This window comes from Leisingera sp. ABM4_060, from assembly GCF_056158765.1.
Genome location: NZ_JBSWTX010000001.1, coordinates 2,053,690 through 2,065,798 on the forward strand (window position 1 = coordinate 2,053,690; position 12,109 = coordinate 2,065,798).

At 65.5% G+C, this 12,109-nt stretch carries 13 protein-coding genes; 3 read left to right on the forward strand and 10 right to left on the reverse strand.

What is annotated here, in order from left to right; translation table 11 throughout:
* Positions 1-53: 53 nt before the first annotated feature.
* From thpR to ruvC, 6 genes are all read right to left on the reverse strand, one after another.
* On the reverse strand, positions 54-602 hold the full coding sequence (thpR, locus tag ACXAEH_RS10180) for an RNA 2',3'-cyclic phosphodiesterase (RefSeq protein ID WP_475032486.1): 549 nt from the start codon (positions 600-602) through the stop codon (positions 54-56).
* Complete coding sequence (locus tag ACXAEH_RS10185; protein WP_475032487.1) at positions 602-1,270, reverse strand: hypothetical protein; 669 nt, start codon at positions 1,268-1,270, stop codon at positions 602-604. Before ACXAEH_RS10185 ends, thpR begins: the two co-directional genes overlap by 1 nt.
* Before the next feature lie 352 nt (positions 1,271-1,622).
* Positions 1,623-1,943 carry a nucleoside triphosphate pyrophosphohydrolase family protein gene (locus ACXAEH_RS10190; RefSeq protein WP_206540088.1) on the reverse strand — a complete coding sequence of 107 codons (321 nt, stop codon included), beginning with the start codon at positions 1,941-1,943 and terminating at the stop codon, positions 1,623-1,625.
* Between the two features lie 14 nt (positions 1,944-1,957).
* Positions 1,958-2,977 (reverse strand): Holliday junction branch migration DNA helicase RuvB, encoded by a 1,020-nt coding sequence (gene ruvB / locus ACXAEH_RS10195; protein WP_475032489.1) that lies wholly within the window; start codon positions 2,975-2,977, stop codon positions 1,958-1,960.
* Between the two features lie 141 nt (positions 2,978-3,118).
* A complete protein-coding gene (gene ruvA, locus ACXAEH_RS10200) occupies positions 3,119-3,808 on the reverse strand; it encodes a Holliday junction branch migration protein RuvA (protein WP_475032491.1) in 690 nt (229 codons plus the stop codon).
* The gene (gene ruvC / locus ACXAEH_RS10205; RefSeq protein ID WP_475032493.1) at positions 3,805-4,302 is read right to left on the reverse strand and encodes a crossover junction endodeoxyribonuclease RuvC; all 498 of its coding nucleotides are present in this window, start codon (positions 4,300-4,302) and stop codon (positions 3,805-3,807) included. Before ruvC ends, ruvA begins: the two co-directional genes overlap by 4 nt.
* Positions 4,303-4,629: 327 nt before the next feature.
* On the opposite strand from ruvC, the gene ACXAEH_RS10210 reads away from it, so the two are divergent.
* On the forward strand, positions 4,630-4,848 hold the full coding sequence (locus tag ACXAEH_RS10210; protein ID WP_475032495.1) for a DUF1127 domain-containing protein: 219 nt from the start codon (positions 4,630-4,632) through the stop codon (positions 4,846-4,848).
* A 219-nt stretch (positions 4,849-5,067) separates the two neighbouring features.
* Here ACXAEH_RS10210 and ACXAEH_RS10215 read toward each other — a convergent pair whose 3' ends face one another.
* The 3 genes from ACXAEH_RS10215 to ACXAEH_RS10225 all read right to left on the reverse strand — a co-directional run bounded on the left by ACXAEH_RS10215 (position 5,068) and on the right by ACXAEH_RS10225 (position 7,771).
* On the reverse strand, positions 5,068-5,412 hold the full coding sequence (locus ACXAEH_RS10215) for a hypothetical protein (protein ID WP_475032496.1): 345 nt from the start codon (positions 5,410-5,412) through the stop codon (positions 5,068-5,070).
* Between the two features lie 103 nt (positions 5,413-5,515).
* Positions 5,516-6,388 (reverse strand): 50S ribosomal protein L11 methyltransferase, encoded by an 873-nt coding sequence (locus ACXAEH_RS10220; RefSeq protein WP_475032497.1) that lies wholly within the window; start codon positions 6,386-6,388, stop codon positions 5,516-5,518.
* A gap of 147 nt (positions 6,389-6,535) precedes the next feature.
* Positions 6,536-7,771, reverse strand: a complete 1,236-nt coding sequence (locus ACXAEH_RS10225) for an MFS transporter (RefSeq protein ID WP_475032499.1) — start codon at positions 7,769-7,771, stop codon at positions 6,536-6,538.
* A gap of 165 nt (positions 7,772-7,936) precedes the next feature.
* Between ACXAEH_RS10225 and ACXAEH_RS10230 the strand changes: the two genes are divergently transcribed.
* Positions 7,937-8,998 (forward strand): YeeE/YedE family protein, encoded by a 1,062-nt coding sequence (locus ACXAEH_RS10230; protein WP_475032501.1) that lies wholly within the window; start codon positions 7,937-7,939, stop codon positions 8,996-8,998.
* 142 nt (positions 8,999-9,140) lie between these two features.
* Here ACXAEH_RS10230 and ACXAEH_RS10235 read toward each other — a convergent pair whose 3' ends face one another.
* The gene (locus ACXAEH_RS10235) at positions 9,141-11,336 is read right to left on the reverse strand and encodes a primosomal protein N' (RefSeq protein ID WP_475032503.1); all 2,196 of its coding nucleotides are present in this window, start codon (positions 11,334-11,336) and stop codon (positions 9,141-9,143) included.
* An 81-nt stretch (positions 11,337-11,417) separates the two neighbouring features.
* Here ACXAEH_RS10235 and fsa point away from each other — a divergent pair, with 81 nt between their 5' ends.
* Entirely contained in the window at positions 11,418-12,071 is a 654-nt protein-coding gene (gene fsa, locus ACXAEH_RS10240) for a fructose-6-phosphate aldolase (RefSeq protein WP_475032505.1), read from the forward strand.
* Positions 12,072-12,109: the final 38 nt, after the last annotated feature.

Here is a 12,109-nt window from a genome sequence, read left to right on the forward strand (position 1 = left end):
ACCCGCAGGGCAGGCAATCCCCCCGCCGCCCCGCAGCCGGCCATTCGCACGCGCTACACCGCCGCCGCCAGCGGATACTCCGCCAGCACATCATAGCGCGCGCCCTCCGGTGCCAGCGTCGACTGGAACAGCGCAAACGCCTCGACCTCGCAATCCAGCCGGAACCCCGCCGCATCACTCAGGAAACCTGCGATCTTCTCCACCTGCCCCGCCTCCAAGTGACGGGGAAAGCGTGCCAGCGTGACATGCGGCCGGAACCGTTCGCGGGACAAATCGATCCCGGCGTGACGGCAAGCGCTGCGGACACGATCACGCAGATGGGTCAATTCCGGCGCCTTCTGCACCTCGGCCGCCAGCACCCGCGGCAGCTTGCCGCCAAAGGTTTCCAGCCCGCGGAACGCCAGCGGCACAGGCGGCAGACTGATCTCTGACAGCGTCTGATGCAACGCCTGAAGGACGGCCTCCGGCTGATCATCCAGAAACGCCAGCGTCAGGTGCATGTTGTCTGCAGGCACCAGCCGCCCGGCACGCAGCCCTTCCTGCACCCGCTCCAGCGCATCCAGAGCGGCATCCGGCAGCGGCAGGCCCACAAAGGCGCGCATCAGCTCTGCGGCGGTTCCGCCGCCGGCGCCTGCAGCCGCGCAAACAGGCGCAGCGCGTGGGATTTGTCCTCTGCCGCCACCGGCATCATCCGGTCATAGGCCGCAGCGATCACCCCGGCGATCTCCGGCCGCAAAATGGTGGCGCCGGTCTCAGGTATCACCGCCAGCGGCGAAGTGTCAGCAAAAGCCCCGTCGCCCCACATCAGCGCCACCTGCACCGCCTGGGTCAGCGCCAGAGTCTCGGCCGGCATCTGCGCCAGGGCGCCCTTCATCCGCAGGAACACAAACGCCGCCTGGATCGCGCCCTGATCGTCAAAGCGGAAGGCGCGGTACTGGCTGGCATCCGCCTCTTTCAGCCGCCCGACCAGCAGTTGCAGCCCCGGGATCAGCCGGTCCAGATCCGGCACTGCCAGCAGCTCCTCCCAGTCCAGGAAAAAGAAGAACATCAGATTCGAGCCCAGCTCCGGATCCGTCTCGGCCATCTGATGGCCCGCCAAGGTCATCACCGCCTCCAAGGCGCCCTTGACGGTCTTCAGGGTCTCGTCCTGAACGCCGAACACGATCGGCGCCACCGGCCGCCCCCAGCGGGCAAAGGCATAAGAGCCGTCATGGCGGGTGAACAGGGCTTCAATCTGTTCCGGCGTCAGGTCTGGCAACTGGGCGGTCATCGGCGTCTCCTTGGTGCTGCCCCGTCTATGCCGCCTGGCGCGCACGGTAGCAAGAGGGCGGGAAAGCTCCCGCACCCGCAGATGCCTGGCTGCGCCAGCCCTCTTGGCGGCTTTGGGCCCGGCGCCGCTGGCGCGGCGCGGTAGCGCTGGCTGCACGTGCACCGGACGGCCGCCGCCGGACCAGCCGGGAAACAGCGGAAAGCTCCGGTCTGCTCATTTGCCGCTGACAGCTGTCTCCTCTTGCCTCACGTATCCCCGCCGGAGGCACGCCGCGCGCCAGCGCGGCGCCTGGCCCAACGGGAGCAAGGCATCTTGGATGCCGCCGCGACGGGCGAGAGACCCGCCTGGAAATTCAGGCAGAGGGCGGCAGATAGCCGCCCCACTTGCGCCGCAGAGCCTGTGCCGGATCGATCCCCTGCCACTCCGCAAACAGCAGCAGAAATCCCAGAAGATCCGCGACCTCATCTTCCAAGTCCCGGCGCGCTGCCTCACCCCGGCCCTGGCCGGCAAGTTTGAGATACGCAGAGGCCACTTCGCCCAGTTCTTCGGTCATCTTGCCAAGATACCACGCCGGATCGCGGGCAATGCCGAACCGCTCGGCATAAGCGTCCGCAACCAGCCGCGCCAGTTCCGTCAGCCCGGCAATACTATCGCTGCGCGCTCCGGCCTCCATCCCGCCTCCAGCCTTCACCCGAACAGGTCATTCTGCGACCGCGGCGGCGCCATGCCCAGGTGCGTCCAGGCCTTCTGCGCCAGCATCCGGCCGCGCGGCGTGCGCTGGATCAGCCCCTGCTGCAGCAGATAGGGCTCGATCACCTCCTCCAGCGCATCCCGGCTTTCCGACAAGGCCGCCGAGATCGTCTCGATCCCCACCGGCCCGCCGCCGTAGTTTTCGGCAATCAGCGTCAGATACCGCCGGTCGGCTCCGTCCAGACCCAGCTGATCCACCCCCAGCCGCGTCAAGGCGCCATCGGCCAGTTCCCGGGTGATGGTTCCATCGCCCTCCACAACCGCAAAGTCCACCACGCGGCGCAAGAGCCGCCCGGCGATCCTGGGGGTCCCGCGGGCGCGCCGCGCGATCTCGCGGGCGCCGGCGTCATCTGCCGGCGCGCCCAGCTTGCGGGCGTTGCGGCTGACGATCTCAAACAGCTCGTCGATGGTGTAGAATTGCAGCCGGGTCGGGATGCCGAACCGGTCGCGCAAGGGCGTGGTCAAGAGGCCCATGCGGGTGGTGGCGCCGACAAGCGTGAAGGGCTGCAGCTCGATCCGCACGGTGCGGGCGGCCGGGCCTTCGCCGATCACCAGGTCCAGCTCGAAATCCTCCATCGCCGGATAGAGCACCTCCTCCACCGCCGGGTTCAGCCGGTGGATCTCGTCGATGAACAGCACGTCGCGGGCTTCCAGGTTGGTGAGGATCGCTGCCAGGTCGCCCGCCTTGGCCAGAACGGGGCCGGAGGTCATGCGGAAGTTCACCCCCAGTTCGCGCGCGACGATCTGGGCCAGCGTGGTCTTGCCGAGGCCCGGGGGCCCATGAAACAGCGTGTGGTCCATCGCCTCGCCGCGGCGCCGGGCGCTTTCGATGAAGACCCGCAGGTTGGCGCGGGCTTCGGCCTGGCCGATGAACTCGCCAAGCCCCTGCGGACGCAAGGCGCGGTCGTTATCTTCCGGCAGCGGGTCGGGGCGCAGGGCGGGGTCGGCATCAATCATAGGCAATACTCCGCTCCAGGATCTCATTCAAATGAACCGCCAGGCCGATAGGCCGGGCAGCGCCCGTCCGCCCCCCCGGGCGGGCGCTTCGCTTTCCGCCCGCGGCCGGACGCTGCCCTATTCGCTTAGTCATCAACATCATCACCCCTTCGGCGCCAGCAAGCGCAGCGCGGCGCGGATCAGCTCTGCTTCATCCGCATCCGGATAGGTGGCCGCAGCCTCAGCCACTGCGGCAGCGGCATCCGACGGACCATAGCCCAGGTTGCCCAAGGCCGACAGCGCCCCGGCAGAAGCCGCCGCTGCCCCGGAGGGCTTCTTTGGCGGCGCCTTGCGGGCCGGTTTGGCAGCAGGCGCGGGATCTGCATCCTCGATCACCTGCAGACCCGGGCCGTCCATCGCATCAACAACGGTGCCGCCCATAGCCATCACGCCCGGCGCCTTGTCCTTGAGGTCCAGCACAATCCGCTGCGCGGTCTTGGGGCCGACCCCCTTGGCCGCCTTGACCGAGGCCCAGTCGCCCAGGGCAATCGCCCGGCTTACCCCGTCCGGCCCCAGCGCGCCGAGGATGGCCAGCGAGACCTTGGCCCCCACCCCCTGCACCGAAGTCAGCAACCGGTGCCATTCCTTTTCGACCAGCGAGGTGAAGCCGTAAAGCTGCATCAGGTCTTCGCGCACCACCATGTCAGTATAGAGCGCGATGGCCTCGCCCGTGCCCGGCAGCGCCGCCATGGTCCGGTCGGAGCAATAGACGATGTAACCGACGCCGCGCACGTCAATCAGCACGTGGTCCTGCGCCCGGTAATCCAGCCGTCCCGTCAGCTTGCCGATCATGCGCGTTTCTCCTTCAGCTGCCGCTGCTGCGTGCCGCCGTAATAGGCGTGGCAGATGGCAATCGCCAGCGCATCCGCAGCATCGGCGTTTTTCGGCAGGCAGCCAGGCAGCTGCAGCTTGACCATATGCATGACCTGCTCCTTCTCGGCGTGGCCGACCCCCACCACCGTCTTCTTGACCCGGTTCGGAGCATATTCGCCCACCACCAGCCCGGCCTTGGCCAGCGTCAGCAGCGCCACGCCGCGCGCCTGGCCCAGTTTCAGCGTGCCCGCCCCGTCCTTGTTCACGAAGGTCTGTTCGATCGCCGCCTGATCCGGCGCATAGTCTTCTATGATCTCGGTGACCTGATTGTGCAGCGACAACAGACGCTCGCCCAGATCATCGCCATCAGAGGTGCAGACGCCGTTGGCAACATGGCTCAGCCGGGTGCCGCGCGATTCGATCACGCCCCATCCGAGGTTCCGCAACCCCGGATCAATTCCCAAAATCCGCATGTTCTGCCCGGCCCCTGCCCGTCGTTTCGAAATTATTTTGCCCACAATTAGCACAAAACGCGAACATGTCCAATTGCTTTCCCTCACCCGGCAATTGCAGACCCGCCCCTGCGAGGTCTGAATCCGACCCTCTGCAGATGCGGCACCGACATTTTCGCCACATTTTGGCAACCGGGCGTTTACCCCTTGTTTTTAAGGCTCAAAGCTATGCACAGAGCGCATATGACACATGCAATTTCAGGCCTTGCTGCGGAAATTGTTCGGCCCTAGATGCGGTCCATCGCAACGACGCGAACGCAAGCTAACACCTAATCAGAGGACAAGGATATGGCCGCATTTGACACCACCCGCACCACTTATGGTTCCACCGGCCTGTTTGGCCGTTTCGGAGCTCTGCTGTCCACCGCAGCAGGCGCTTTTGCCGCTTGGAATGACGAGCGCGCAACCCGCAACGCCCTGTCCGGTCTGAGCGACCGCGAACTGGCCGACATCGGCATGTCGCGCGGCGACATCGACAACGTTGCCAAAGGCAAATCCGTCTTCTGAGACACCTGTTTCCGCCCCTCCTCCTCCCTCGGGGCGAATAGGAAACGCCGCGGACCTGAAAAGGCCGCGGCGTTTTTTGTTGCTGGCAGGCAATGCACCGCTGCCCGGAATGAAAAAGGCCGCAGGCTGGATGCCCGCGGCCTTTTCAGCCCCCCAGCGGCTGGTTTCCCCGTCAGCCTGAATGTCCTGTCAGATCTCCTGTCAGCCCGGTCTTTCCGGTCACCGCAGCACCGGCCCGATTTTCTGCGCGATAAAGACGGACAGCGGATCGGCCTGCATCACAAAGGCGCCGGCGCGCTCCACCGCGCTGCCCTGCGCCAGGGACCTGACCCGTTCGTCATAGCTGCCAAAGCCAAGCGCCGCCATCAGGAAGCCCTTGAACAGAAGAAATGCCGCCACGAAGAACACAACCGAGCGCCCGGAGATCCGGGACTGCACCCGGCGCGGCTTGACCACCAGCAGCCCGTCGGGCCGCAGTTTTGCCGAATAGCCTCCGGACATGGCTTCATGCTTGCGGTTGATTTGCTTCAAACGCGCCTGGAACTGATCACGATGTTCGCCCATTACGAGCCTCCGAACTGGCCCCCACCAGCGGATGGCCCATCATTGGCTCGAAATGGGGCAAAAATGGGGCAAACCCCTCAAATTAGCGGCAAACTTGTTTCAATCAGCCCGCTTTACGGAGAAGTAACGTTGTCCATTCACCAATTTCGTCCCGGCGGTCCAAATTGATGCCGTTCTGTGCATAAACGCTGACCACGTTGTCTGCCTGCTCATTCAGGATGCCAGAGAGAATTGCATAGCCGCCGGGGCGCAGATTCGCGGCCACATCCGGGGCTAGAGCCACCAGAGGGCCCTTCAGAATATTGGCAAAGATGAGATCAAAGGGCGCCTGCGCCTGCAACTCCGGATTGTCAAAACCGGCGGCCTCCAGGCAGGCAACCTGGCCTTCCATGCCGTTGGCCTTGAGATTTGCCTCCGCCACTTCCACCGCCACTTCGTCGATGTCGCTGGCCATGATGGTGCCGTCCCAGACCCGTGCGGCGGCCATGGCCAGCACCGCGGTGCCGCAACCGATGTCTGCCACTTTTTCGCCACGGAAGCCCTGGTCTAGCAAGTGGTCCAGCGCCTTGAGGCAGCCGAGCGTGGTGCCGTGGTGGCCGGTGCCAAAGGCCATCGCCGCCTCAATCAGCAGCGGGATGCGTCCCTCCGGCAGTTTGTCCGCGTCATGGGAGCCGTAGACGAAGAAACGTCCCGCTTCCACCGGCGCCAGCTCACGGCGCACATGCGCCACCCAATCGGTTTCCGGCACTTCCGAGACCACGAAAGGTTTGGCGCCATGCATGGCTTCCAGCAGCGCAAGACCCGCTTCATCCGGTGCCTCGGTGAAATAGCCGCCCACTTCCCACAGGCCGGAGCCGTCCTCCATCTCGAAGACGCCAACACCGGTGGGTTCCGGGATCAGCCGCTCCATCGCTTCACCCAGCGCCTCGGCCTGGGCTTTTCCGGTGAGGGTGGTGAGGGCGGTGTATGTGGGCATGGCGTCGCTCCTGAAACTGTTGGCAAGCGCCTAGGCTGACACGCGCCCCGCGTCAAGCGCCCAGAGCCTGGCCCTGGGCCAGGCAGCGCCCGCGCTCACAGTGTGCGCGGGCGCACGCCCCGCGGCTGGCGCCACGGGGCTGCAGGGTCACCCGGCCGGCGCCGGGCTTGCGTATTTGCTGAAGATCGTCTCGTTGCCAGGCTCAGGATGGCGCGGGATCAGGAGCGACAGTGCCAGCGAGATCAGCGCCATTGCAGCCGCCAGGGCAAAGACCAGGCCCGGCTCATAGACCCACAGCAGGCCCAGCAGCACCGGCAGGAATACTGCCGCGATATGATTGATGGTAAAGGCCACCGCCGCCGTGGGGGCAATGTCGCCCGGATCGGCGATCTTCTGGAAATAGGTCTTGAGCGCCAGCGCCAGGGCAAACAGCACGTGGTCCACCACATAAAGAACCGCAGCAATCACCACGCCCCAGCCGAACCAGTAGATGCCGCCGTAGGCCGCAAAGACAATCGCCAGACCTGCATATTCAAAGATCAGCGTGCGCCGCTCGCCAAAGACCGCCACTGCCTTGCCCAGCATCGGTGCCACGGTCATGTTGATCACCAGGTTGATCAGGTAGAGCCCGGTCAGCTCATGCACGTCAAACCCGAATTTCTCGACCATCATGAAGCCGGCAAAGACCACAAAGATCTGCCGCCGTGCGCCGGCCATGAACTGCAGCGCGTAATAGAGCCAGTAGCGTTTGCGCAGGATCAGTTTCTTGGTCTGCGGGTGCGGTGCGTCAAACTGCGGATAGGCAAAGAGCGCAATCAGCGCAATCAGCGCCGTTCCCCCGCCAGCCGCCAGAAACACGGTATTATAGGCCAGATCGAACCGGTCCCAGGTCAGCACGATGAGGCCATAGACCACCAGCGTCGCAGCAGAGCCTGCCGCCACCAGCCAGCCCAGCGTCTGCGGCGCCTTCTCCTTGCTGAGCCATTGCAGCTGCAGCGACTGGTTCACCGTCTCGTAGTAATGAAACCCGATCGAGCTGAGCAGCGTCACCATCAGGAGCCCGCCCAAGCTTGGGAACCAGGCGGTGACGGCGGTGGCCACCCCCAGCAGCATCAGCGAGATCAGACCCAGCACCTGCTCGCGGATGAACAGGATGACGGCGATCACGCCGACCGCCAGGAAGCCCGGGATCTCGCGCACCGTATGCAGCAGGCCGATATCGGCGCCATCAAACTGCGCCGCCTCGATCACGAAGTTGTTGAGCAGCGCGCTCCAGGCGTTGAAGGCTATCGGCATCGCCAGCGCCATCAGGAACAAGAGCGTCACGGGGCGGCGCCAGAACGGGAGGCCTTGCGCCTCATGCAGGGGCATCGGTTTAAACATGCCCTGGATGTACGCCTGTCCGGAGCCTTTGGCGAGGGCAAAGACGGCCTGCACACCAACCCTCGCATCAGCGCGCAGAAAACGGCACGCCGCCCGTCTCTGATCTGTATCAAGACGGCTCCCCTCGAAATCACATATGCAATTTAGTGAATTTGGAGGTGTGTGATGGATCTGGTTCCCCTGATCGAGCAGACCGGCGAAGCGCCCGCAGCGGCGCTGCTGGGCCTTTCGACCGGCATTGTCTTTGGCGTTGCGGCGCAGCGGTCCCGCTTTTGCCTGCGGGCGGCCACGGTGGAATTCGCCAGCGGCCGGCTGGGGGACAAGGTGGCAGTTTGGCTGCTGACCTTCTCCACTGCCGTGGTCTGGGTACAGGCAGCGCAGCTCTTGGGGCTGATGGAAAGCGCCGATGCCCGGATGATGGCGGTGCCCGGCAGCTGGTCCGGCGCCATCCTCGGCGGGCTGATGTTCGGCTGCGGCATGGTGCTGGCACGCGGCTGCTCGGGGCGGCTTTTGGTGCTGGCGGCCACCGGCAATCTGCGCTCGGTGGTGTCCGGACTGATCTTCGCAGTGGTGGCGCAGATGAGCCTCTCTGGCCTGTTGTCGCCGGCCCGGGACTCGCTGGCTCGATTGTGGATCACCGAAGGCGGCCGCAACCTGGACCTGCTGGCCGCCCTCGGCCTGCCGCAAACCGGCGGGCTGGTGCTGGGTATGGGCACAGCAGCGCTGGCCCTGGTGCTGGCGCAGCGCAACCGGATCGGCGCGGCGCGGCTGATGTTTGCCTCCGGCGTCGGCTTTGCAGTGGCGCTCGGCTGGGTGCTGACCTATGCACTGAGCCAGGTGGCCTTTGACCCGGTGCAAATCGAAAGCGCGACATTCACCGGGCCCTCGGCGCATACGCTGATGTTCTTCCTGGACAGAAATGCGGTGCTGGAATTCGACATCGGACTGGTGCCCGGAGTGTTCATCGGCGCGATGCTGGCTGCCGCGCTGGCCGGGGAGATGAAGCTGCAGGCCTTTGATGATGCCGCAACAATGCGCAAAGCGATGATCGGGGCGGCGCTGATGGGTTTTGGCGGCATGCTGGCAGGCGGCTGCGCTATCGGGGCAGGTGTTACAGGCGGCTCTATTTTTGCCGGCACCGCCTGGGCGGCACTGTTCTGCATGTGGACCGGCGCCGTGGCCACCAGCACCCTGACCCGCGCTCCGGCCGAATCCGCAGCGGCCTGAGCCGGTATCCGATGCGAGGCTCTGCCTCGCGCTCCGGGATATTTGAAGCCAGAAGAATAATGGATCCTCTCTTCTTCTGGCTTCAAATATCCCGGGGGAGGCCCGCAAGGGCCGGGGGCAGCGCCCCCCTGCCACCCTAGCCTCAGAAAAAGCTCTGCGGATCAATATCAATGCTCAGCCGCAAATCCCCCTTCAGACGCAACGGCGCGGTCCAGCGGGCGATGGCATCCTGCAGCGGCACCCCCTTAGGCGCCTTGACCAGCAGCCGCACCCGGTGACGGCCGCGGACGCGGGCAATCGGCGCAGGCGCGGGCCCGAACAGCTGGGCGCCGATCTGGCGCAGGGGCCCGTCGTTTCGGGCCATCGCGTTGCCCAGATCAAACACCGCTGCAAGATCCGGCCCCGACAGGATAACCCCCGCCATCCGGCCATAGGGCGGCACGCCAGCCGCCTGGCGCTCAGCGGCTTCAGCCTTCCAGAAGCTTTCCTCATCCCCCGACAGGATCGCGCGGATCACCGGGTGCTCCGGCTGGAAGGTTTGCATCAGCGCCTCGCCCGGGCGTTCTGCGCGGCCCGCCCGGCCCGCCACCTGGCGCATCAATTGAAAGGTCCGCTCTGCTGCGCGCAGGTCCGAGCCTTGCAGGCCAAGGTCGGCATCAATCACCCCCACCAGCGTCAAGAGCGGGAAGTTGTGGCCCTTGGCGACCAGCTGGGTGCCAAGGATGATGTCGGCCTCGCCCGCGGCGATTTCCTCGATCCGCTGCTTCAGCGCGCGGGCGGAGCCGAACAGGTCGGAACTGAGCACCGCGATACGCGCCTCGGGGAACAGCGCTGTGGCTTCCTCCGCCAACCGCTCGATGCCGGGGCCGACCGGGGCCATCTTGCCCTCCACCTCGCAGGAGGGGCAGGCCTCCGGCACCGGTTTGGTTTCGCCGCACTGATGGCACATCAGCCGCTTCATAAACCGGTGCTCGACCATCCGCGCGTCGCAATGGTCGCAAGCCACCTGCGCGCCGCAGGCGCGGCAGATGGTGACCGGAGCAAAGCCGCGGCGGTTGAGGAACAGCAGCGACTGCTCGCCGCGCTCCATCCGCAGTTTCATCGCCTGTTTCAGCGTGGGCGAAATCCAGGTCGAGGGCAGCAGGTCCTCGGAGCGCATGTCGATACTGCGCATCTCCGGCAGCACCGAGGCGCCGAAACGCGAGGTCAGGTTCAGCCGCTTGTACTTGCCGGCCTCGGCATTGGCCCAAGTCTCCAGCGACGGCGTGGCCGAGGCCAGCACCACCTGTGCCGAACACATCGCCGCGCGCAGCACCGCCATGTCGCGGGCGTTATACAGAACCCCGTCCTCTTGCTTGTAGGAGGTGTCGTGCTCCTCATCGACGATGATCAGGCCCAGGTCGCGGAACGGCAGGAACAGCGCGGAACGGGCACCGATCACCAGCTGTGCCGCGCCTTGCCCGACCATTTTCCAGACCCGGCGGCGTTCGGTCATGGTGGCACCGGAATGCCATTCCGCCGGTTTGGCGCCAAAGCGCGCCTCGACGCGGGTCAGGAATTCGGCGGTCAGGGCGATTTCAGGCAGCAGCACCAGCGCCTGCCGCCCGGCGCGCAGGGCGGCAGCGACCGCTTCCAGATAAACTTCCGTCTTACCGGAACCGGTGACGCCCTTCAGCAGCGTGGTGCCGTAGCGCCCGCTGTGCACACCTTCGGCCAACGCGGCGGCGGCCTTGGCCTGGTCCTCGGTCAGCTGCTTGGAGGGCAGTTCCGGGTCCAGATGCGGATAGGGCGTGTCGCGGGGGGCTTCCTCCTCGCGCAGGGCGCCCTGCTTGACCAGCCCCTTGACCACAGAGGGCGTCACATCGGCCATATCCGCCAGTTCCTTGGGTGTGAAAGCGAGGCCGCCGAACTCCTCCAGCACCTCCAGCACCCGGGTGCGCGCATCGGTCATCCGGTCCGGCACGCCCTCGCCGCGGCGAAGGATCTTGCGCATCGAGGGCGGATCGCTCAGGCCCGGCGCCCGGGTCGCCAGCCGCAGCATCGCCGGCATCGGGGTCAGGGTGTAGTCGGCGGCTTTTCCGAGGAACTGGCGCATCTCACCCCGCATCGGCGCCACGTCCAGCACCCGGATCACCGCGCGCAGCTTGGCCGAATCGAAGTCCCCGGCACCCGGCCCCCAGACCACGCCCAGCACCTTGCGCGGGCCCAGCGGCACCTCGACATAGGCGCCGAGGAAACAGCCGCCCTCCGGCGCGCGGTAATCCAGAAGCCGGTCAAGGGGTTGCGTGGTCAGAACCCCGACCCGCTCGCCTGCCTGAAAGAACTCCTGCCCGCTCATGCTGAGCCCCATGTTGCCGCCCGTAATCCCATGAGGTAAAGGCAGAAGCGACCGAGGCCAACCCATCCAAAGGACTGCCCCATGAAATTCTTCGTAGATACTGCCGAGATCGGCGCCATTGCCGAGCTGAACGATCTGGGCATGGTGGACGGTGTCACCACCAACCCCTCGCTGATCAAGAAGTCCGGCCGCGACATCATCGAAGTGACCAAGGAGATCTGCGATCTGGTCGACGGTCCGGTGTCGGCGGAAGTAACCGCGACCGATGCGGAGACCATGATCGCCGAAGGCCGCAAGCTGGTGGAGATCGCCGAAAACATCGCGGTGAAAGTGCCGCTGACCTGGGATGGCCTGAAGGCCTGCAAAACCCTGACAGACGATGGCCACATGGTGAATGTGACCCTGTGCTTCTCCGCCAACCAGGCGCTGCTGGCCGCCAAGGCGGGTGCGACGTTCATCTCGCCGTTCATCGGCCGTCTGGATGACATCAACCTGGACGGCATGGAGCTGATCGAAGACATCCGCACCATCTATGACAACTACGGGTTTGAGACCCAGATCCTGGCCGCCTCGATCCGCTCGGTGAACCACGTGCTGGAGTTTGCCCGCATCGGCGCCGATGTGATCACCGCACCGCCCGCGGTGATCAAGGCGATGGTGAACCACCCGCTGACCGACAAGGGCCTGGACGCCTTCCTGGCCGACATCAAGGCGGCTGAGATCAAGATCCTCTGATCCCTTCCGGCTGGACAAACCCGTGAAAGGCGCTCCAT

Coding starts and splice junctions, on each gene's coding strand:
- ACXAEH_RS10215 (WP_475032496.1), bottom strand. CDS start 5,412: ATGGGCGAACATCGTGATCAGTTCCAGGCGCGTTTGAAGCAAATCAAC.
- ruvA (WP_475032491.1), bottom strand. CDS start 3,808: ATGATCGGCAAGCTGACGGGACGGCTGGATTACCGGGCGCAGGACCAC.
- ACXAEH_RS10185 (WP_475032487.1), bottom strand. CDS start 1,270: ATGACCGCCCAGTTGCCAGACCTGACGCCGGAACAGATTGAAGCCCTG.
- ruvB (WP_475032489.1), bottom strand. CDS start 2,977: ATGATTGATGCCGACCCCGCCCTGCGCCCCGACCCGCTGCCGGAAGAT.
- ACXAEH_RS10210 (WP_475032495.1), top strand. CDS start 4,630: ATGGCCGCATTTGACACCACCCGCACCACTTATGGTTCCACCGGCCTG.
- thpR (WP_475032486.1), bottom strand. CDS start 602: ATGCGCGCCTTTGTGGGCCTGCCGCTGCCGGATGCCGCTCTGGATGCG.
- ACXAEH_RS10190 (WP_206540088.1), bottom strand. CDS start 1,943: ATGGAGGCCGGAGCGCGCAGCGATAGTATTGCCGGGCTGACGGAACTG.
- ACXAEH_RS10235 (WP_475032503.1), bottom strand. CDS start 11,336: ATGAGCGGGCAGGAGTTCTTTCAGGCAGGCGAGCGGGTCGGGGTTCTG.
- fsa (WP_475032505.1), top strand. CDS start 11,418: ATGAAATTCTTCGTAGATACTGCCGAGATCGGCGCCATTGCCGAGCTG.
- ACXAEH_RS10225 (WP_475032499.1), bottom strand. CDS start 7,771: ATGTTTAAACCGATGCCCCTGCATGAGGCGCAAGGCCTCCCGTTCTGG.
- ACXAEH_RS10230 (WP_475032501.1), top strand. CDS start 7,937: ATGGATCTGGTTCCCCTGATCGAGCAGACCGGCGAAGCGCCCGCAGCG.
- ACXAEH_RS10220 (WP_475032497.1), bottom strand. CDS start 6,388: ATGCCCACATACACCGCCCTCACCACCCTCACCGGAAAAGCCCAGGCC.
- ruvC (WP_475032493.1), bottom strand. CDS start 4,302: ATGCGGATTTTGGGAATTGATCCGGGGTTGCGGAACCTCGGATGGGGC.